This window comes from Streptomyces sp. a15, from assembly GCF_059026085.1.
This window is the reverse complement of sequence record NZ_JBWLKM010000027.1, coordinates 24733-45064: the sequence shown is the minus strand read 5'-3', so window position 1 is coordinate 45064 and position 20332 is coordinate 24733. Positions and strand designations below refer to the sequence as shown.

General features: G+C 72.0%; 19 protein-coding genes. 9 read left to right on the top strand and 10 right to left on the bottom strand.

Annotated elements, in window-relative coordinates; all coding sequences use genetic code 11:
* Positions 1-23 precede the first annotated feature (23 nt).
* Complete coding sequence (locus AC5P09_RS26015; RefSeq protein WP_493876187.1) at positions 24-587, top strand: antibiotic biosynthesis monooxygenase; 564 nt, start codon at positions 24-26, stop codon at positions 585-587.
* A 173-nt stretch (positions 588-760) separates the two neighbouring features.
* Positions 761-3136 carry a SpoIIE family protein phosphatase gene (locus tag AC5P09_RS26010; protein WP_493876241.1) on the top strand — a complete coding sequence of 792 codons (2376 nt, stop codon included), beginning with the start codon at positions 761-763 and terminating at the stop codon, positions 3134-3136.
* 89 nt (positions 3137-3225) lie between these two features.
* Here AC5P09_RS26010 and AC5P09_RS26005 read toward each other — a convergent pair whose 3' ends face one another.
* The 4 genes from AC5P09_RS26005 to AC5P09_RS25990 all read right to left on the bottom strand — a co-directional run bounded on the left by AC5P09_RS26005 (position 3226) and on the right by AC5P09_RS25990 (position 5647).
* Positions 3226-3381: a hypothetical protein gene (locus tag AC5P09_RS26005; protein WP_493876186.1), complete on the bottom strand. Its 156-nt coding sequence runs from the start codon at positions 3379-3381 to the stop codon at positions 3226-3228.
* Positions 3382-3456: 75 nt separating this feature from the next.
* Positions 3457-3948 (bottom strand): flavin reductase family protein, encoded by a 492-nt coding sequence (locus AC5P09_RS26000; protein ID WP_493876185.1) that lies wholly within the window; start codon positions 3946-3948, stop codon positions 3457-3459.
* Positions 3949-4012: 64 nt separating this feature from the next.
* Positions 4013-4726, bottom strand: coding sequence for a peptidoglycan-binding domain-containing protein (locus AC5P09_RS25995; protein WP_493876184.1), 714 nt, complete (start codon positions 4724-4726; stop codon positions 4013-4015).
* Between the two features lie 78 nt (positions 4727-4804).
* Complete coding sequence (locus AC5P09_RS25990) at positions 4805-5647, bottom strand: ATP-grasp domain-containing protein (RefSeq protein ID WP_493876183.1); 843 nt, start codon at positions 5645-5647, stop codon at positions 4805-4807.
* Between the two features lie 159 nt (positions 5648-5806).
* Here AC5P09_RS25990 and AC5P09_RS25985 point away from each other — a divergent pair, with 159 nt between their 5' ends.
* Entirely contained in the window at positions 5807-6547 is a 741-nt protein-coding gene (locus AC5P09_RS25985; protein ID WP_493876182.1) for a TetR family transcriptional regulator, read from the top strand.
* Between the two features lie 181 nt (positions 6548-6728).
* The gene (locus AC5P09_RS25980) at positions 6729-7157 is read left to right on the top strand and encodes a Zn-ribbon domain-containing OB-fold protein (protein ID WP_493876181.1); all 429 of its coding nucleotides are present in this window, start codon (positions 6729-6731) and stop codon (positions 7155-7157) included.
* 21 nt (positions 7158-7178) lie between these two features.
* Here AC5P09_RS25980 and AC5P09_RS25975 read toward each other — a convergent pair whose 3' ends face one another.
* Positions 7179-8528, bottom strand: a complete 1350-nt coding sequence (locus tag AC5P09_RS25975) for a Gfo/Idh/MocA family protein (RefSeq protein WP_493876180.1) — start codon at positions 8526-8528, stop codon at positions 7179-7181.
* Between the two features lie 185 nt (positions 8529-8713).
* Here AC5P09_RS25975 and AC5P09_RS25970 point away from each other — a divergent pair, with 185 nt between their 5' ends.
* Positions 8714-11497, top strand: a complete 2784-nt coding sequence (locus AC5P09_RS25970) for a hypothetical protein (protein ID WP_493876179.1) — start codon at positions 8714-8716, stop codon at positions 11495-11497.
* A 45-nt stretch (positions 11498-11542) separates the two neighbouring features.
* Here AC5P09_RS25970 and AC5P09_RS25965 read toward each other — a convergent pair whose 3' ends face one another.
* Both AC5P09_RS25965 and AC5P09_RS25960 read right to left on the bottom strand, forming a co-directional pair.
* Entirely contained in the window at positions 11543-11923 is a 381-nt protein-coding gene (locus AC5P09_RS25965; protein WP_493876178.1) for a PPOX class F420-dependent oxidoreductase, read from the bottom strand.
* 90 nt (positions 11924-12013) lie between these two features.
* Positions 12014-13192, bottom strand: coding sequence for a MalY/PatB family protein (locus AC5P09_RS25960; RefSeq protein WP_493876177.1), 1179 nt, complete (start codon positions 13190-13192; stop codon positions 12014-12016).
* A 25-nt stretch (positions 13193-13217) separates the two neighbouring features.
* Between AC5P09_RS25960 and AC5P09_RS25955 the strand changes: the two genes are divergently transcribed.
* Both AC5P09_RS25955 and AC5P09_RS25950 read left to right on the top strand, forming a co-directional pair.
* A complete protein-coding gene (locus AC5P09_RS25955; RefSeq protein ID WP_493876176.1) occupies positions 13218-14237 on the top strand; it encodes a hypothetical protein in 1020 nt (339 codons plus the stop codon).
* Positions 14238-14411: 174 nt separating this feature from the next.
* Positions 14412-15788, top strand: a complete 1377-nt coding sequence (locus tag AC5P09_RS25950; RefSeq protein WP_493876175.1) for a S1 family peptidase — start codon at positions 14412-14414, stop codon at positions 15786-15788.
* Between the two features lie 23 nt (positions 15789-15811).
* Here AC5P09_RS25950 and AC5P09_RS25945 read toward each other — a convergent pair whose 3' ends face one another.
* From AC5P09_RS25945 to AC5P09_RS25935, 3 genes are all read right to left on the bottom strand, one after another.
* The gene (locus tag AC5P09_RS25945) at positions 15812-16636 is read right to left on the bottom strand and encodes an EamA family transporter (protein WP_493876174.1); all 825 of its coding nucleotides are present in this window, start codon (positions 16634-16636) and stop codon (positions 15812-15814) included.
* 171 nt (positions 16637-16807) lie between these two features.
* Positions 16808-16993, bottom strand: a complete 186-nt coding sequence (locus AC5P09_RS25940; RefSeq protein WP_266451309.1) for a hypothetical protein — start codon at positions 16991-16993, stop codon at positions 16808-16810.
* A 100-nt stretch (positions 16994-17093) separates the two neighbouring features.
* Positions 17094-18254: an ROK family protein gene (locus tag AC5P09_RS25935; RefSeq protein WP_493876173.1), complete on the bottom strand. Its 1161-nt coding sequence runs from the start codon at positions 18252-18254 to the stop codon at positions 17094-17096.
* 169 nt (positions 18255-18423) lie between these two features.
* Here AC5P09_RS25935 and AC5P09_RS25930 point away from each other — a divergent pair, with 169 nt between their 5' ends.
* Complete coding sequence (locus AC5P09_RS25930; RefSeq protein ID WP_493876172.1) at positions 18424-19389, top strand: carbohydrate ABC transporter permease; 966 nt, start codon at positions 18424-18426, stop codon at positions 19387-19389.
* Positions 19390-19405: 16 nt separating this feature from the next.
* Complete coding sequence (locus AC5P09_RS25925) at positions 19406-20332, top strand: carbohydrate ABC transporter permease (protein ID WP_493876171.1); 927 nt, start codon at positions 19406-19408, stop codon at positions 20330-20332.

Below are 20332 nucleotides of genomic sequence, written 5' to 3'. Positions count from 1 at the left end.
CTGCCGTGGCACACGTGGTGAGCATGAGCACCACCGATGTACGGCGGGGCGATCCGGTCACCACGGTCCTCACCTGGCGGGTACGCCCCGGCCACGAGCACGAGTTCGAGCACTGGACGCACGGGATCACCCGCTGCGCCAGAGCCTTCCCCGGCAACGAGGGCGTCTCCTGGCTGCGGCCCGAGGACGGTCACCTCTTCCACGCGGTGCTGCGCTGGTCCGATCCGCACCGGCTGGCCGCCTGGCTGGAGTCGGACGAGCGGGCCGCGTGGCACGAGCGGATCGAGGGCATCGCGACCGAGATCGGCAGTGAACGGCAGTCGACGACGGGACTGGAGACCTGGTTCGCCCTGCCCGGCACCACCGTGCAGGCCCCGCCCCGGTGGAAGATGGTGCTCACCACCTTCCTCGGCGCCTATCCGCTCACGTTCCTGATCCAGTGGCTGGCGGCGCCGCGCGCGTTGACCTGGCCCCTGCCGCTGCGTGCCGCCGTGTTCCCGGTGCTGCTGCCGGCCCTGACCTACCTGGTCATGCCACGGCTGAGCCGCCTGCTGCGGCTGTGGCTGTACCCGCCGCCGGACCGCTGACGGGTGCGCGGGAGGACGGTGCGGCAGCGGGGGTCAACGAGCCCGCCGACGCCCGGCTTCACCGGTGCGTGCGATCTCCCTCCAAGGCCGCGATCGAAGCACGCCTGATGTGCGATGCTCAACGCGTGACGAGCGAGCCCGCCAGCCCCGCCGAGTCCGGCGCCGCGCCCGACATGGCAGCGCTGGCCAAGGTCGTCGCCCGGCAGCATGCCGAGATGGACCGGCTGCGTGACCAGGCGGCGACATCGGCCGTCCTGGAGCGGGCCAAAGGCGCCCTGATGGCGCTGACCGGCTGCACGCCGGACGCCGCGGGCGAGGAGCTGCAGCAGCGCGCCAAGGCCGGGAACCGTACCTTGCTGGAGGAGTGCTGGATCACCCTCGGCGGGCTGGTGCCCCCGCTGCACCAGTCCCCACCGCGGCCCGAGCCCCCTCTCTCCGAGCCCGCCGGTTTCCCCGTCGGCGTTCCCAAGCCCGGCGTGCCTGCCACCCGGGACACCCTCGAAGCGCACGGCACCTACGCCACGGACGACGCCTTCGCCGCGCTCAGCCGGCTCGGCGAGGCCCTGGTCCGCGTCGGCACCCCGCAGGACCTCGCCCGGTGCCTGCTGGACCACCTGGCGCCCGAGGCGGGCGCCGACGCGGTCATGATCTTCCGGCGCCTGCCCGCAGGCGGGCTGGAACTCGTCGGGCACGCCGGCATCGAGGACACTCTGGCCGCCCAGTGGCGTCAGGTGCCTCCGCTGACCGGGATCGCCGCCCTGGAAGCGCTGCTGGCACGGGAGCCGCGCTGGCTGGAGGACATCGACTCGGACCGGGAGCGATACCTCCTCATCGGGGACCCGCCCGAGCGCTGGCGCTCGCGCGCCTGGCTGCCGGTGCCGGCCGGGGACACCGCCGAGGTCTGCATCGGCGTCCTGCGCGGCCGCGGCGAGCCCTTCACCCCGCCGGTCCGGCAGCTCCTGCGCGCCGTCGCCCGGCTGTGCGCGGGCCGGCTCCGGGCGTTCGGCGCCCGGCAGGAGTACGCCGCTGACGGTGCCGCCCAGGCGGTGTTCGACGCGCTGCCGGGCGCGGCGATGCTGCTCTCCCCGCTGACGGCCCCCTCGGGGGAGGTCGAGGACTACCGCATCGACGCGGCGACGGCGGACGCGGTCGACGTCGTAGGCCGTACCGGCCGCGAGCTGGTCGGGCACCGGATCCTGGAGTGCTTCCCCGGCATGGCGGACGAGGAGCTGTGGCACGGGTGCCTGCGCACGCTGCGGACCGGGGAGCCGTTCGAGGGTCCGCCGTTCGCCCACCAGGAGGTCGTGGCCGGTTCCGCGGAGCTCTCGACGTACTCGGTGCGGGTGGCGCGGCTGGGCGGCGGGCTGGTCCTCGCCTGGGTCCGGCAGGACTCCTCGGACCGGCAGGAGCAGCGGCTGGCGGACGTGCAGCGGCTGGGCAACCTGGGCTGGGCGACCTGGAACCTGGTCACCCACGAGGTCAACTGGTCGTCCCAGGTCTTCGACATCCTGGACCGGGACCCCGCACACGGCCCGGTCCAGCTCACCGACCTCCCGGGCCTCGCGCTGCCCGAGGACGTGCCGGTGCTGGCCCGCTGCGTCCGGGAACTCGTGCGCGACGGGCGTCCGTTCGACATCCCGTTCCGGATCAGGACGGCGGACGGGGTCCGGCATCTGCGTGCCGTCGCCGAGGCGGTGCCGGCCGCCGACGGCACGCCCGTCGAGGTGCACGGCTTCGTCCAGGACCTCACCGCACAGCGCAGCGCGGAACTCGCCCTCGTCAAGAGCGAGCAGGAGATCCTGACCCAGCACCTCGTGCTGCGCGCCGAGCGGACGCTCGTCGCCCGGCTCCAGCACGCGCTGCTGCCGCTGCCCACCCGGCCGGTGCGGCTGGCCGGCCTGCGCGTCGAAGTGGCCTACCTGCCCGCCCAGTCGGGGATCCATGTCGGCGGCGACTGGTTCAGCGCCATCGAACTGCCCGACGGCGACGCCCTGTTCGTGGTCGGCGACGTCGCCGGGCACGGCATCGACGCCGTCGCCACGATGGCGCAGCTGCGCTTCACAGCGAAGGGCATGGTCATCACCGGCTCGTCACTGACCGGTGCGCTCGCCCGTCTCAACGCGCTACTGCTGCACTCCCGCGACTCCCACGGCACCGCGACCATGGTCCTGGCCCGCTACACCCCCGGCGAGCGCCGGCTGGTCTGGGCGCAGGCGGGCCATCCGCCGCCGTTGCTGCTGCGCGACGGCGAGGCGCGCTATCTGGGCCGCCCGGGCGGGATGCTGCTCGGGGCGAGCTCCTCGCCGGTGTACCAGGAGGCGGAGTGCCGCCTGGAGCCCGGAGACCGGCTGATGCTGTACACGGACGGGCTGGTCGAGCGGCCCGCCGAGGGCATCGACCTGGGCCTGGCGCGGCTCGCCGAGGCGGTCGTCGCCCACCACACGGACGAGCCCGGCTCTTTGAACCCGTTGCTCGCGGCGCTGCTGGAGGGCGAGCGGCGGGACGACGTCTGCGTCGTCGACGTCCGGGTGCCCACCGAGCCGGAGTGACACGCGGCGACGGAGCGGCGAGGGGGTAGCGGCCCTGTCGTCCTTCAGCCGTCCCGCGGTGCCGGTCTTCAGTCGTCCGGTGCCGGTCTTCAGTCGTCGCCGCGATGGCGCCAGTACCAGAACGCGCCCACGACGAGGGCCAGCAGGAACACGGCGGGCAGTACCAGGCCCGGGACACGGGAGGCGCTCATCGGCGTGGCCTTCGGCTGGGGGGTGCGGGGTCCCTCGCTCAGGGAACTGCCCATGCTGACGGCAGCCACTCCGTGGGCGCCGCCACTTTCCCGATGTGTTGCCGGGTGTTCGAGCAGCGGGGCAGAACCTCAGTCCACCGGGTGACCGGGTGCGATGGTGCGGGCGTCGTCGAGCCGCAGCAGCGGTCCGTCGTCGGCCTGCTCACGCTCGCCGCCGGCCACCGGTTCGAGGACGAAGCCGACGTGATCGCCCCCGTCGGCGCGCAGCACGACCGCGCCCACGAACCAGGCCGCCGCGTCCTCCAGTACGAGCGCCCCGCCGTGCTCCTCCCGCACGCCGACATGCTGGAACTTGTCCGTCGTGTCGCCGGTGCGCCCGCCGAACAGCTCCGCAAGCTCCCGCTGTCCGGGGGTGAGCAGATGCACGGCGAGGAACGGAGCGTCCTGTGCGACGCGGTAGGTGTGGTTCACCTTGGACAGCCATACGACGAAGCGCACCGGCCGGATGGAGCACTGCGAGGCGAACCCGACCAGACAGCCCGCCCGCTCCCCGTTCGCCGTGGCGGTGACCACGCACATGTCCGGGTCCAGCCGGTCGATGAACGCGTCGATGCCCGCCATGCTCACGTCGCTCCCGTTCGCTGGATGTCTCGCGACGGGTACCCCGGTTTCGGACGGCCTCCCGTCAGCCGCCCGTACGGGATTCCAGGGCGAGCCGGGTGTCGTCGCCGTAGACGCCGGTCTCGTCGCCGCGGATGCCGTACCAGACCTGGAAGCGGGCCACCGCCTCGGTCAGGGTGGCGTCGTAGCTCCCACTGGTCGAGCCGTGGTCGTAGACGTTCGGGATGCGCAGCAGGCGTTGCTGGAGGTCGGTCACCTCGGCGCCGGCGGCTCCTTCGCGGAGGGTGCCCGGGCCGTCGGGGTCGGTGGCGGCCGAAGCCGTGGGCGTGGCGGAGGTGGGCGTGGACGGGAGGGCGGGCTGTGCCGCACTGGCGTCGCTCCGGTCGGGCAGCAGGAAGGCGCAGCCGAAGCCGATCAGGGCCGCCGCTGCGACGGCGCCCACGACGGCGGTGCGACGCAGGCCGGGCACACGGCCGACGGGAACGGCGCCCCGTGCGGGGTGGTGGTCGCTCGAAGTCGGGTGGCCGGCGGAGGTCACCTGCCCGTTGTCCGCGACGGGAGGCAGTTCCTGCGTCTCCGCCTCGACGGGAGACAGCGGCACCACTTCATAGTCCGCGGTGTGCTCCCGGCGTTCCTGGTACGCCCCGGTCTGCTCCCGGAACTCCCTGATCAGCTCCGCGAGGGCGTCGGTGTTGCGCGGGCGCAGCACCCGGACCGGTTCGAGGGGCGGGCCGTCGGGTCGCTCGGGCGGCTGCCCGCGATCGGTCGGCTTCGGCATACAGCGTCTCCTCCCGTCCCCTCCGCAGGGACCTCCGGCATCCCCCGGGGAGTGATACGCACCTGCCGCACGAGGAGTTCAGTCCCTGCGCCGTTCCGCGGCGAGGAACCGGTGCAGGGACGCCTTCATCGCCGTGACGAAGGTGTCCCTTTCCTTGTCGCTCAGGGCGTCCAGGGACAGGTAGGGGTTGAGGTCCTCCAACTCGACGAGCAGGACCTGCCCGTCCGGGGCACGGCAGGCGTCGACCCGCTGGATGCCGTGGTCGATGCTGTTCCAGTCGATGAACCGCCGTGCGAAGGCCAGGTCCTCGGCGGTGGGTTCGTACGGTTCCAGCTGCCAGCGCCGGTCGGGGTGCGGAGCGTAGAGGGCGTACTGGACGTCGTCGTCGACGAAGTAGAAGGACACCTCGTAGGCGAAGTCGACGCACGGCTGCACCAGGACCTCCCCGTCGACCAGGTCGCGCACACCGTCCGCGGGCACGATCCGCAGGCCCACGGAGTCGGCGCCGAGCTTCGGCTTGACGGCGTACCGGTCCGTTTCGGGCAGCCGGTGCAGATCCTCCGGGCGGTCGACGGTGGGGATGACCGGGTACCCGGCGGCGCTCAGGTCGAGCAGGTACTGCTTGCCGGCCATGTCGGCCTTGCCGGAGAGCGTGTTGTAGACGCGGGTGCCGTCGGCGATCGCACGTTCGCGGAACGCCTCGTACGCCACCTGGTGGCCCAGGACCGGACCGCTGTTGCGGACGACGACGCCGTCGAAGGTGCCCATCAGCGCGGCCGCGTCCCGCGGGTGGCACAGGGCGAGGTCGAAGTCCTCGCGCAGGCGCGAGGTGAGGAAGATGTCCTCGTCGCAGTAGCGCCGTCCGCGCGCCTGATAGGCCAGGTCGGTGACGTACAGGAGACGGGGGCGGGCGCGAGACACGGGACTCCTCGGCGGTTGGGGAGGGTCCGATCGTATGCGACGTACGTTCGACGAACTAGACGAACTAAGGGGGGACGTCGTGGGCACAGAGAGCACTGAGTTCCCCCCAAATGATGCACTGAGTGCCATCGACCCCGGTCAGATGCTACTTTCCCGTCCATGAGCTCCAGCAGCGCAGCGCCCACGCCCCGTCGCGGTGAGAGGGCGCAGGCGGCGGCCGCGAAGCCGCCCATGCGGGACGCGCTGGTCGCGGCGGCCTTTCAGCTGTTCCTGGAGCGGGGATACGAGCAGACCACGGTCGACGACATCGTGGCGCTGGCCGGGGTCGGCCGGCGGTCCTTCTTCCGTTACTTCCCCTCGAAGGAGGACGTGGTCTTCCCCGACCACGAGCGGTGCCTGGCCGACATGACGGAGTTCCTCGCGGCCGGCGACGACGCGGACGAACCGGTGGGCCGGGTCTGCGACGCGGCCCGGCTGGTGCTCCGGATGTACGCCGAGAACCCGACGTTCTCCGTGCAGCGCTACCGCCTCACCAAGAAGGTGCCGGGCCTGCGCGCGTACGAGCTGTCCGTGGTGTGGCGCTACGAGCGGGCCCTCGCCGAGTATCTGCGGGGCCGGTTCACCGGCCGGCGCGACGGGACCCTGCGGGCCGACGTGATCGCCGCCGCCGTGGTCGCGGCGCACAACAACGCGCTGCGCTCCTGGCTGCGTTCGGACGGACAGGGCGACGCCGACACCACGGTCGACCACGCCCTCGGATACGTCCAGTCCGCCTTCGGCGACCCGCCCGCATGCCCCGGCGGCGAGCAGCCCGAGGACGTGGTCGTCGTGGTCTCCCGGCGCGGGGCGCCCCTGTGGCGGGTGGTCCAGGAGATCGAGACCACACTCGGTCGCGACTGAACCCGGCACTCGGAAGCGCACACCCACTCGAGGGTTCCGCGATAAGGGGTACGGAGTACCTTTACGAGTGGCACTGAGTGCCATACCCTGAGGGCGTGCACGGTGGCACGGCGAACCGGGCACGTGCGTGCACGGTGACCCGCGCACGCGGATTCCGGCCGAGTGCAGGGAGTTGACCAGCGTGTACCACCCCTCAGGAAGCGTTGTTCGTCAGACAGCCGGCTCCGCGACGGGCCTCCTGGATCCCGGAGTTCCGGACCGCAGGAGCGCGGACACGGACGCCATCCTCTTCCAGCGCTGCACCTGGTGCGGCACCGCCATGTACCACCGGCTGCTGTGTCCGGTCTGCCAGGGCAGCGACCTGCGCACGGAGCGCAGTGAGGGCGCCGGGACGGTCCGGCACTCCACGGTGGTGCACCGCAACACCCCCGCCGCGCGGAACGTGTCCCTGATCGAGATGGCCGAGGGCTTCGTCGTGCGCGGCCGCGTCATGGGCCCGCCGATCGGCATCCACAGCGGGGACCGGGTCCGGTTGTCCACCGCGAAGGACCCGGTCCGGGGCGAGCCGGTCTTCCAACTGGTCGACGAGCCCTACCGGGCCTGGAGCTGACGAGGACCGCACCTCCCCGCCTCACCCCTCCCCCACCCCGGGCACCAGCTCCCCCACCGCCACCGGCCGCCCCGTCTCGAAGCACCGGTTGGCGGCCAGCCCGACCGCCAGCGCGAGCGCCCCGTCGCGCTCGGTGGCCGTCGGATGCCCCTCGGCCCCGAAGTCGGCAGGCGCACCCTCGTCCGCGCTCCCGAACAGCGCGTCGAGCATGCGCGGGTCACCCCCGCCGTGGGCCTCGTGGGCGGTCTCGAGCGGGACGTCGACCGGGGGCCGCCACAGCGGGCGCAGGGTGAGGCGCGCCCCGCCCGCGTGTTCGGCGGCGGTGTCGCCGTGCAGCGCGCCGCGGCCGGAGCTGATCCGGATCCGGGGCGGCTGCCAGCGGCTCTCCTCCACCTCGAGTTCAAGGCGGCCGACGCTGCCGTTGAACATGACCCGGTAGCCCTCCCACGGGGAGTAGGCGGTCAGGTGGTACGTCATCGTCGCGCCGCGGGTGTAGCGGACGAGGACCGCCATGTCGTCCTCGATGGTGACGGGGCCGTCGAAGACGTTGCGGTCGCGGAGGTAGCCGTCGTCCTGCTCGGCGTCCAGGTAGAGGGCGCGCAGGGTGTCGTCGGCCGCGAGGTCCAGGGCGAAGGGGTCGTCGGCGGCGGGGGCGGCGCCGTGGGCGCGGTCGTAGGCGCGGCGCAGTCCGTGGCGTTCGCCCGCCTCACGGCCGTAGAAGCCGAGCCGTCCGTAGCCGAAGACCTCCTGCGGCCGGTCGGCGAGCCACCAGTTGACCAGGTCGAAGTGGTGGCTCGACTTGTGCACCATGAGGCCGCCGCTGTTCTGTTTCTCCCGGTGCCAGCGGCGGAAGTAGTCCGCGCCGTGCCGTACGTCGAGCAGCCACTCGAAGTGCACGGACAGCACCTCGCCGATCGCGCCCTCGGCGAGCAGGGCCCGGACCTTCTCGTGCACCGGGTTGAAGCGGTAGTTGAAGGCGACGGTCAGGGTGTTGCCGGTCTCCCGGACCGTGTCGAGGATGCGGGCGCAGCGCTCGGCGTCGACGGTCATCGGCTTCTCGGTGACCACCCGGCAGCCGGCTTTCAGGGCCGGGACGATGTAGCGGTCGTGTTCGGCGTCGATCGTGGTGACGACGACCTCGTCGATGTCCTCCTTGGCGAGCAGGTCGGCGAAGCGGTCGGGTTCCCACTGGGTGGCGGCGGGTTCGCCGGGTGCGGTGAGCAGCCGGTTGTGGAAGGCCATCCGGGTCGGGCTGGGGTCGCAGAGGGCGGCTACGCGATGGCCGGGGCGTTCGGCGAGGGCGCGGGTGAACATCTGGGCGCGGTGGCCGGTCCCGACGACGGCCGCGCGGTGGTGGGCGGTTCGGCTCATGGAAAGCGCTTCCCCCGCCATGCTCCCGACTAGTCCTGCGCGCCCTGCTGGCTTGATCGCATCGCTCGGCTCCGGTCATTTCCCCTTCACAGACAACCCACAGCACCCTCCCTTCCGTCCTTTGTGACGCGAGAGGCGTCCGGGACCAACGAGGCGCCTGCGCTTGGGTTTTGAGGAGGGGACCATTGATCCGTGCCCGGCGAATATGTGTGACCGCCGTGGCGGTGCTGGCGGCCCTGGCGAGCTCGCCAGGACTGGCACAGGCCCAACAGCCGCCCGACGTGGGGCGGTCGACCGCGCATGCCGACAACGGGCTGCCGCCGGGCTGGCGGCTCACCGGTCAGGGCGAGGCGCGTGAGCTGGTCTGGCGTGCGCCGAAGACCGTGCCCATGGGGGACGCGCGCGTCGAGTTCCATGCCGAGGGCCGGCTGCTCGGGGTGCCGCAGGCCGGGAAGGACGGCCGGACGTTCCGGCTGAACCTCGGCGAGGCCCGCTCGGAGGAACTGACCGACCTTCAAGTCATGGCCGGGGGAAGGCGGTTGGACGCGAAGGCGACCGATGGGGCCGCTCGGCCGCGCGAGCGGGACTCCCGTGCCGCCGAAGAGCCGCCGGCCCCGCTGCCGGCGGGCGGTGTCGACCCCGGCAAGCCCGGCTCGTACCGCACGGTCACCGGCGAGTACGACCTCGACCCGGTGAAACTGCCCGGGTTCCCCGCCCCGGTCGAGATGCGTGCCGAAGTCGTGGCCCCGCAGGGCGCCACCGGCAGCCGCCCGCTCGCACTGTTCCTGCACGGCCGCCACTCCACCTGCTACAAGCCGGGCGCCGAGGACGACGTGAGCGGTGACTGGCCCTGCCCGGCCGGTACAAAGCCGATCCCCAGTCACAAGGGCTACCTGCGCGACCAGAAGCTCCTGGCCTCCCAGGGCTATGTGACGGTGTCGATCTCGGCGAACGGCATCAACGCCCAGGACTGGGACGCCGAGGACGCCGGTGCGCAGGCGCGCTCCTCGCTGGTACGGCAGCATCTCGCCCGCTGGGCCGACTGGTCGGCCCGCCCCTCCACCGCCCCGGCCGTCGTACGCGAGGCACCGAAGGCGGACCTGTCCCGCGTCCTGCTCGTCGGCCACTCGCGTGGCGGAGAGGGCGTGAACCGGGCCGCCATGGACAGCCTCTACCCGCCGCCCGCCGCCCAGGACGGCTATCGGGGCCCGGTGCGCTGGAAGGTGCGCGGCACCGTGCTCATCGGACCGACCATCTTCGGCCAGAATCCGGTCGCGGACGTGCCGTCGGTGACGATCCTGCCGGGCTGCGACGGCGACGTGTCCGACCTCCAGGGCGAGGTGTACGTCGACGGGACACGCGGCGTCAGCAAGGGCACCGCGCTGCACAGCGCCGTCTACATGGTCGGCGCCAACCACAACTACTTCAACAGCGAGTGGACCCCGGGCCAGGCCGAGGCGCCCGCCTGGGACGACTTCTGGGACGACGAGGAAGCACCCGACCCGGTGTGCTCACCGAGCGCCGCGACCCGGCTGACCGCCGACCAGCAGCATCAGGCGGGGGCCACCTACATCGCCGCCGCGGCCCGGCTGTTCGTCGGCGGCGACGACCGGGTGCTCCCCTTGCTCGACGGCTCGGGCAGGCGGGCGCCCTCGGCGGACCCCGCCCGTGTCCTGACCCACGCGGTCGGTGCGCGCCGCAGTGCCGGACTCCTGCCGGACGGCCCGGTGACGGTGACCGGCGCCGAGCTGTGTTCGGCGATCGACCCCGACTCGGCCGCCGCCTGTCTGGACCCCGAGGCCGCCGGTTCCTCGCCGCACTTCGCATGGTGGGAGACGGAACGGGAGACCGGCCGCCGCGCGGTCGCGCTGAAGTGGTCGACGCCGGGAACGGCGGCGCGCGTCAGCCCCTCCCAGCCGCTCTCCCTCGCCGGTTCCAAGGATCTGGCGCTGCGGGTCTTCGTGCCGCCGAACACGACCGGCACGAAGCTCGACGTCGCCGTCACCGACGCCTCGGGACGCCGGGCCGCACTCGGCCAGGTACAGGTGGACGGGCTGCCCGGCAGCGATCGCACCTCCTCGTACTGGGCGCGCGAGGTCCGCGTCCCGCTGGCTGCCGCCGCCCGGGCCGGTCTCGACCTGAAGCACGTCAAGTCCCTTGAGCTGACCCCGCGTTCGCCGTCGGGGCAGGCCTGGCTGATGGACGCCTGGGGCTGGGCACCCGGCACTCCGGCGGTGAAGCCGGCGGCACTGCCACGCGTCGACATCGGCCGCACGATCGTCCAGGAGGGCGACTCCGGCACCCGCACCTACCGGGTCCCGGTCGAGATCTCCGGGCGCGGCAGCGGCCAGGTCCGCGTGTATGTCCTGGACCCGGACACCGGTCTCGGCACGGACAAGCTGGTGACGGTACGGCCGGGCAGCAACGCCATCGACGTACCGGTCGAGGTGAAGGGCGACACGCGCTTCTCCTACGACGTGCAGCACGACATCGTCGTCAAGGCGGTGCGCAACGCGGTGGTCGGCTCGCACCGGGGCGGGGTCACCGCGCAGAACGACGACCCCGAGCCCGTGGTCACCCTGACGCCGGTGACGGACCGGGTGACCGAAGGGGAGACGCTGACCTGGCGGATGTCCGTGGCCGAGGCGGCGGACGTGGAGATCTGGCAGCCGGTGCGGGTGCTCGGTGTCTCGGAGGGCGCCGAGTTGTCCACCAAGGACGTGGATCCGCAGTGGCTCCTGGACTACTCCGGTGACTCGCCCGACCCGGAGCGCCCGCTGTCCGAGGCGAACCTGTGGGTGTGGATGGAGATCCCGGCCGGGACCACCAGCGTCGAATTCACCGTGCCGACGGTGCGCGATCAGGTGGCCGAGCCGACCGAGTCGATGCGCCTGGCGCTGACCGACTGGGACGCCGAGCCGCTGCCGGACCGTCCGGTGCTGACGGGCACGGTGCTGGACGCGCCGTAACCGCTCGCGTGCGGGGCACGGGCCGCCCGGCCCGTGCCCCGCACGTCACAGTGTCACGCGGATCCCGACGGTCCCGTCCAGTCCCCGGCGCAGTCGGCTGCCGAGCAGGGTGAGGCGGCCGACGACGCCGTACTTGCGGGCGAGGAGCCTGCGGTAGCGGGCGGTGGTCTCCGCGTCGGTGATCTCGGCGGTGGCGGGCACCTGGTCGCCGGTCGGGTTGCCGCGCAGGTCGCAGGGGCCGACCAGGACGTCACCACGCGCCCGGATCCGCTTCACCTTCCAGGCGTCGGCGGCTGACCAGGCGCCGAGCGTGTCCCCGTCCCGTACCACCCACACCGGGGTGGCGACCGGTGTGCCGTTCTTGCGGTAGCTGGTGAGCAGCAGGTACTTGCCCGCGCCGAGCCGCTCCAGCGGCGTGTCGTCCATGACGGGCAGTCTAGGCAGCCGCACAGCATCCGAGGGAGGGCGGAGCACGGCCCGAAGTACCGCGCCGCCCAGCCGCCGTGCGTGCTCGCGTCAGCGCAGCGCCGCCGCCATCCGCCGTACACCTTCCTCGATGATCTCCGGCGAAGTCGCCAGATTCAGGCGTACGTGTCCGGCGCCGCCGGTGCCGAACGGGAGCCCGGAGTTGAGCGCGACCCGGCCGCGCCGCAGGAAGACGTCCGCCGGGTCGTCGCCGAGATCCAGTGCCCGGCAGTCGAGCCAGGCCAGGTACGTGGCCTCGCCGGGGCGGTACCCGATCGCGGGCAGGTGCTCGGCGAGCAGGTCGGCGAGCAGGAGCCGGTTGTCGTCGAGGCCGGTGAGCAGGGCGTCCAGCCAGGCGGTGCCGTCGCTGAGGGCGGCGGTGTGGGCGATGACGCCGACGTGGCTGGGGCCGTGCCCGACCTCCTCGGGCAGCCGGGCGAGGTCGGCGGCGGCCGCGGGGCCCGCGACGGCGAGCGCGGCCTTGAGACCGGCGAGGTTCCACGCCTTGGACGCCGACATCAGGGACAGGCCGCTCTCGCCGCCCGGCACGCTCAGGTACGGCACGAAGTCCACGCCCTGGGCGACGAGCGGCGCGTGGATCTCGTCGGCGACGACCCGCACACCGTACCGGTCGGCGAGGGCGGCGACTGCGGTCAGTTCGCCGGCGGTGTGCACGGTGCCGGTCGGGTTGTGCGGGCTGCACAGGAGGTGGGCGGCCCGGCGGCCGCCCGCGACGGCCTGCCGGAAGGTGTCCTCCAGTATGCCGAGGTCGAGGCGCCCGTCCGGGCCGAGCGGGGCTTCGACGACCTGTCGGTCCATGTGGTCGACGAACTGGAAGAACGGCGGGTAGACGGGCGGGTTCACGACGACCGGGTCGCCGGGTCCGGTGACCAGTTTGATCATTTCGACCACGCCGAACATCACGTCCGGAACGATCGCGGTGCGTTCCACCGCGAGCCCGTCCCAGCCCCACCGTTTGTCGGCGAAGGCGGCGAGCGCCTCGGCGTACGCGGTACCGGCCGGGTAGCCGGTGTCGCCGAGTTCGAGGGCGTCGGTGACCGCGCGGACCACGGCTTGGGCGAGCGGGACGTCCATCTCGGCGACCCACAGGGGAAGGACGTCCTCGGGATAGGTGCGCCATTTCATGCTCGTACGGCGTCGGAGGCGGTCGAGGGTGAGCGCGCGCAGGGGATTCGGTTCACCGGACGTTTCGTGCGGGATCCTGGTCATGGGGCACAAGATAGGGGGCTGTGGTGTGACCTGGAATCGTGAGGTGGCCTGCGACGAGTCGGGGTCGGACGGCGAGAACCTCACCGGCGGGAACACCGACGTGTTCGCGCACGCGAGTGTGCGGCTGTCCGTGGAGTCGGCCGCCGGGTATGTGCAGGAGATACGGGACCGGATCCGCTCGCCCGCCGAGGAGTACAAGGCGAACCATCTGCTGCGGGAGAAGCACCGGGCCGTTCTGGAGTGGCTGCTCGCGCCCGCCGGCCCGATCCACGGGCACGCGCATGTGCATCTCACCGAGAAGACGTTCTTCGTCGTGGACCGGGCCGTCGACCTGCTGCTCGGCGAAGGCGAAGGCGAAGGCGAAGGCGAGGCGTCGGGCGAGGCCGTCACGCTGTTCCGGGAGGGGCGGCGGACCTTCGGGGCCGAGCGGTGGCGCGGGTTCCTCGCGGCGGCCAACCAATTGCTGCGGGTCAGGAACGACGGCGAGCCGCAGGAGCCCGTGGACGCCTTCTTCCGGAGCGTGGACAGCCTGCGGCGCGCGGAACCCCGTCCGCCCGTGTCGGACATCCTCGACCGGCTCGCGGCGACCCGGTCCCGCGCCGACTCCTACCGGGCGGTCGTCACCGGCGGCCCCACCCTGATCCCGGTCCTCAACCCCCTGCTGCCCGCCATCGTCGCCACGGCCGCGCACTGGAGCGCGGACGGCCGGCCCGTCCGGCTGGTGCACGACCGTCAGAACATGCTGACGCCGGAGCGCATCGCGTGGATCGAGGAGACGGCCCGGCGGACCGGGGCCGGCCTCGACGGGTTCCGGCTCGTGGTCGCGCGGGAGGATCCGCGGGTGCAGTTCGCCGACTTCCTCGCCGGTGTCGCCCGCAGGATCGCCTCGGACGAGCTGAACGGACGCGGCGATCCCGTGCTCACCGCGCTGCTGCGCCCCTACGTCGACACGGCGTCCGTGTGGGGCGACGCGTCCAGCTGGGCGCGGCTCGGGCCGACGCCGGGCGGCACACCGGTCGACTCCGGTGTCCGGTCCGCCGGATGACACCGGTCGACGCGCCGGTCGACGCCGGTCGGGCAGGGGTCCGGCCTCGGCGGATTCGGAGAGATCGCCCGTGCCGTGAACATGCCGGTCCCCGGCCACGTATGGATGGTGGGCGCTCAACAACCGGAGGGCCCCGCGGTGTTCACACCGCGTGTTCGGGTTCGGGAGCCATGCATGAGGCACGCACGACGACGGGTCGTCCGGCGAGTGACACGGCTGGCGGCCGTCGGCGGACTCCTCCTGGGAGGCACGATGGTGACGCGGGCCATGGCGAGCGAGCCGCCCGCCGCCTCGGCCGTCCCGCGGACGTACGCCCAGGAGGCCACGGACACCGGGGCCGGGCTCGCCTCACGGCTCGGCAGCTCTCGTACGGCGGGCACCTGGATCGGTGACGACGGCCGGCCGGTCGTCGCGGTCACCGACAAGGAGGCCGCCGCCGAGGTCCGGCGCGCGGGCGCCGAGGCCAAGGTCGTCTCGCACAGCATGAACGAGCTCAAGTCGGCGACGGCGACGCTGCGTTCGGCGCCCCGGGTGACCGGCACGGCGTGGGCGATGGACTACCGCACCAACCAGATCGTGGTACGAGGGGACAGCACCGTCTCGGCCGACGACTGGTCCCGGATGACGCAGGTCGCGGACGGCATCGGCACGTTCGTCCGCATGGAACGCACCGAGGGCACGTTCACGCCCCGGCTCAACGGCGCACTGCCGCTCCTGTCGACCGCCGGACGCTGTTCGGCCGGCTTCAACGTGACCGACGGCCAACGTGACTTCATCCTCACCGCCGGGCACTGCGGACCCACCGGTTCCGTCTGGTTCTCGGACACCGGCGGCAGGGAGCAGGTGGGCAAGACGGTCACGCAGAGCTTCCCGGGCAATGACTTCTCCCTGGTGCAGTACGCGAACGGCAAGGCCGGCGACGGTGCCGCCGTGGTGGCCATCGGTGACGGCAAGGGCGTGCAGATCACGGGCGCGGCCGATCCGTCCGTCGGGCAGCGCGTGTTCCGCAGCGGCAGTACCAGTGGGCTGCGCGACGGTCAGGTGACGGCGCTGAACGCGACGGTGAACTATCCCGAGGGCACGGTCACCGGCCTGATCGAGACGAACGTGTGCGCCGAACCCGGCGACAGCGGGGGGCCGTTGTTCTCCGAGGGCGTCGCGCTCGGCGTGACCTCGGGCGGCAGCGGGGACTGCCAGTCGGGCGGTACGACGTTCTTCCAGCCGATCACCAAGGCCCTGACCGACCTCGACGTCCAGTTGCTCGTGGCGGCCCCTGCCGCGGGCGGCAGCGCGGCACCCTCGCCGACGCCGTCGGCCTCGGCCACGCAGAGCGCGATCGCGCCCGGTGCGGCCACGCCCGGGGCGTCGGCTCCGGTGGCGGGCGGTACGGCGGGCGAGCCGCTGCTGTCCCGGCTCACCGACCCCAGGAACGTCGGTCCCGGGTTGCTGGTCATCGCGGGCAGCCTGATCGCGTTGGTGGCCACCCGGTACATCCGGGCGGAGCAGGACCGCAAGGCGTATCGGCGGTACTACTCGGCGACGTGGGGCTGACCGGCCGGGGCTCCCGACGGGGCTCATCCGAGGGTCAGCAGCACCGTGGCCACGGCTGCCCCCAGCAGACCGGCCGTCTGTCTCCGGGTGACCTTCTCGTGCAGCAGGGCGAGGCCGAGGACGACCGGGAGGGCCGGATAGAGGGAGGCGAGCACCACGGCGACGGCCAGCAACTGCCGTTGGGCGGCGAGCAGATACAGCACGAGTCCGAGGGCCGCCCCCGCCCCGACCAACAGCGCCTCGGCGCATCGCCCCGGCGGTATCCGCAGGCGCCCGGCGTGCCGTACGGCGCCGGGCAGCAGGACGAGGACGGCGGCGACCCGGCCCGCGGCCACCGGCCACAGCCCGCTCGCCGCGTCCGTCTGGGCGAGCGCGATGTACTGCACGGCGACGCCCGCGCTGGCGAGCAGGCCGTCCGACACTCCCCCGCCGCCGTCCCCGTCACCCCCGGCCACGAACCAGAGCGCGGGCACCGTCACGGCAATGCCCACCCACGCCAGCGGCGTCGGCCGGTCGCCGAGAAGCAGCACCCCGCACAGCACGGACAGCGCGACCCCCGTAACCGCGCTCAACGGCACCACGACGCTCATCGCGCCGCGGCTGAGCCCCCTGTTGAGGCAGTGCATGGCGGTGCCGCTGCCCACGCCGGACAGCGCACCCCACAGGAGATCCGCCGACCGGACGCCGTCGGCGGGAAGCAGGAGGGCTGCCGCGAGGGCCAGCAGCAGTCCGCCGATCTGGCCGAGGAAGGTGACGGCGGCGAAGTGGGTACGCCGGGACAGAAGCCCGCCGGCGAAGTCGACGATGCCGTAGCAGACGGCCGAGGCCAGTGCCAGAAGGGGGCCCATCCTGTCGGGGGTGCCCCAGGACGGCGCCACGATTCACGGCGGGCTGCGTCAGGAGGCCGGGCCGGCCGGCCCGGGCTCGGAACGCAGCGGCGGGAGTCAGAAAAAGTAGCGATGGTTCTCAGGAAACGGCGGTGGGATTAAGGAGGTGGCGGCGGGGTCTTCGAGGGGCGCTCAGGCTGCTTCCGCCGACGGCGGGGCCGCGGCGGCCCACTCCATGACGAGCCGCCGGTACTCCTCGCGCTGCTCGCCGTTCAGTGTCCCGCCCGACCGGAGCCACAGGGCCCTGATCTCCTCGTTGACCTCGTCAGCCGACCGTTCGGTAGCGGGTTCAACACTGGTGGACATGATGTGAAGCATACGGCTCCGGACGTGAAGGCCACGTGAGTAATCATGAGCTAAATGGACATTCCGGACCGTGTTGCTGATCACGTCCCTTCGTCAAACCCCGTGTCCCACTTCACACTTCGCCCGTTCCCAGGACCAGCACCTGGATCGCCAGCACGGCGGCGCCGCGTGCCCAGTCGTGAAAGTCGGACACCTTGGTCTCCAGGTCGATCGGGGCGGCGAGCGGGTGGCGGTGGGCGCGGATCGTGTCGTCGACTGTCTTGCCGGCCACGTCCATCAGTCCGACACCCTCGCCGGCGAGCAGGATCTTCTGCGGCATGGCGAAGTTGGCGATCTGGGCGACCAGGGTGCCCAGGGCGCGCGCGGCCTCGTCGATGACGCGGGCGGGCATGGACTCCCCGGCGGCGGCGAGGGCGAGGATCTCCTCGTAGGTGTGGTCGCGGCCGGTGGCGGCATGGACCTGGTAGCGGATGTTGGGGATGGTCAACAGGGAGACGGCGCTGCCGCGTTCGCCGTCGAGGGTGAGAGGGCCGTAGGGGTTCACGATCCAGTGCCGGCCGAAGCCGCGGTCCTCCTCGGCGTTCGGCACGCGCCTGCCGCCCAGGACGAGGCCGTAGCCGATGCCGGCGCCGATGGTGAGGACGACGAACCGGTCGAGGCCGCGCCCGGCGCCGAACCAGGTCTCGGCCTCGACGAAGGCGGCGACGTCGTTCTCGACGACCACCGGCAGACCGGTGCGCTCCTCGACGAGCTCGGCCAGCGGTACCTCGCGCCAGTGCAGGTACGGGGACTCCCCCACCACGGCCCGGTCCTGGACCAGGCCACCGACTCCGATGCCGACGCCCGCGATCCGGGGGTGGACCCGGGCGAGCTCGCCGGTCATCTCGGCCAGCAGGTCGGCGACATGGGCGGGGTCGTGGGTGGTGAGCGGCCGGTCGTGGCGGGCGACGATGTCGCTGCGGAGGGTGGTGACGACGCCGTAGACCATGTCCTCGGTGATCTTGAAGCCGAGGAAGGAGCGGGACTCGGCGACGATGTCGAGCGGCTGCGAGGGGCGCCCCTGGCGGACCTCCGCCGAGGTGCCTGCCTCGGGGACCTCGACCAGCAGGCCGGACTCGATGAGCGGCTTGGTCAGCCGGGTGAGGCTGCCCGCCGAGAGGTCGAGGCGCCGGGCGAGCTCGGTGCGCGACAAGGGGCCGTGGACGAGCACCTCGATCGCCACCGAGCGTTCGCCGGAGCTCAGGGGAAGCCAGCTGGCGGCACCTGCGGTCATGTAAGTCAGACTCCCACAGAGATTTCTTTCGTCATAAAACCAACGTGGCCACTCTATGGCGTCCAGCAGGTCCTGGGAAAGATGTTTGCACGCCTCTTGACGGCTGGATTCTTCCGCCACAAAAGTAAGTGGCTCGAGGACGAGCCGCCGCAGACGAGGGAGTCTCCCGATGACTATCGCCTCCAGCAGCCCTCCATCGCGTCTGCCAGTGGGCAGCGTCGAGGGGGCACGGACCAAGCCGAGGACAAAACGGGCGGGGGCCGGTGAGAACCGGGGCGACGGGCGTCTGGCCGCGGTGTTCATCGCGCCGGCGCTCCTGGGTTTCGTGGTCTTCCTGCTCTGGCCGACGCTGCGGGGCATCTATCTGAGCTTCACCCGCTTCAACCTGCTGACCCCGGCGGAGTGGGTGGGCCTGGACAACTACACGCGGATGGTCCAGGACCCGATCTTCTGGGACTCCCTCACGGTCACCGTCGAGTACGTGATCATCAACATCGGTGCGCAGACGGTCTCGGCCCTCGCCATCGCCGTACTGCTCCAGCGGCTGACGCAGTCCGCCCTGCTGCGCGGCATCGTGCTCACGCCGTATCTGATGTCGAACGTGGTCGCGGGCATCGTCTGGCTCTGGATCCTGGACACCCAGCTCGGCATCGGCAACGAGATCATCGCGGCGGTCGGTGCCGACCGGATCCCGTTCCTGGCGGACGAGACGTGGGCGATCCCGACGATCGCCCTGATCAATGTGTGGCGGCACGTCGGCTACACCGCGCTGTTGCTGTTCGCGGGGCTGCAGGCCATCCCCAGCGACATGTACGAGGCCGCGCGGGTGGACGGCGCGAGCGAGTGGCGGATGTTCTGGCGGATCACGATGCCGCTGCTGCGGCCGGTCCTGGCGGTCGTGCTGATCATGACGGTGATCGGTTCGTTCCAGGTGTTCGACACGGTCGCCGTGACGACCGGCGGCGGACCGGCGAACGCCACCAACGTGCTCCAGTTCTACATCTACGGCGCCGCCTTCGGCCGCTTCCAGTTCGGCTACGCGTCCGCGATGTCCGTGGCCCTGCTCGTGGTCCTGAGCGCGATCACCGTCATCCAGTACCGGCTCACCCGGGCCGGCCAGACCGACCTCGGCTGAGCGGAAGGAGTTCGACATGGCCACTGTGACCGCTCCGACGACACAGACACACGTACGCCCCCTCAGGCGCCGGCCCTCCCTCGGGCGGGTCGCGGCCTGGGCGGTGATGGTCGCGATCGTGCTCATCACCCTGTTGCCGTTCTACTGGATCCTGCGCACCGCGCTGTCCTCGAACGCCGGGCTCGCCGCCAACCCGGCCGACCCGCTGCCGGTCGACGTGACCACCGGCGGCTTCGAGCGAGCGCTCGGCCTCCAGTCGACCCAGGAGGCGATCGCCCAGGGCGGTGCGGGCGGCGGGCTGAAGTTCTGGCGCTATCTGCTCAACTCGCTGGTCGTCTCGACCCTTGTCACCGTCTGCCAGATCTTCTTCTCCGCCATGGCCGCCTACGCCTTCGCGCGGTTGCGCTGGCGCGGCCGGGACAAGGTGTTCGCGCTGTTCCTCGCCGGGCTGATGGTGCCGACCATCTTCACGCTGCTGCCGAACTTCGTGCTCATCAAGGAACTCGGCCTGGTGGACACGCTGCTCGGGATCTCTTTGCCGACGATGTTCATGACGCCGTTCGCGGTGTTCTTCCTGAGGCAGTTCTTCATGAACATTCCGAGGGAGGTCGAGGAGGCCGCCCTCCTCGACGGCGCCGGGAAGGTGCGGATCTTCTTCCGGGTGCTGCTGCCAATGGCGTCCACACCGGTCCTGACCCTGGCCGTGCTGACGTACATCACCTCCTGGAACGACTACTTCTGGCCGCTGATGGTGTCCTACAGCGACAGCTCGCGCGTGCTGACCGTGGCCCTGGCCATCTTCCGGGCGCAGACTCCGCAGACCGGCATCGACTGGTCGGGCCTCATGGCGGCCACGCTCATCGCCGCCCTGCCGATGCTCGTGCTGTTCGGGTTCTTCGCGCGCCGCATCGTCGGGTCCATCAGCTTCACCGGAATCAAGTAA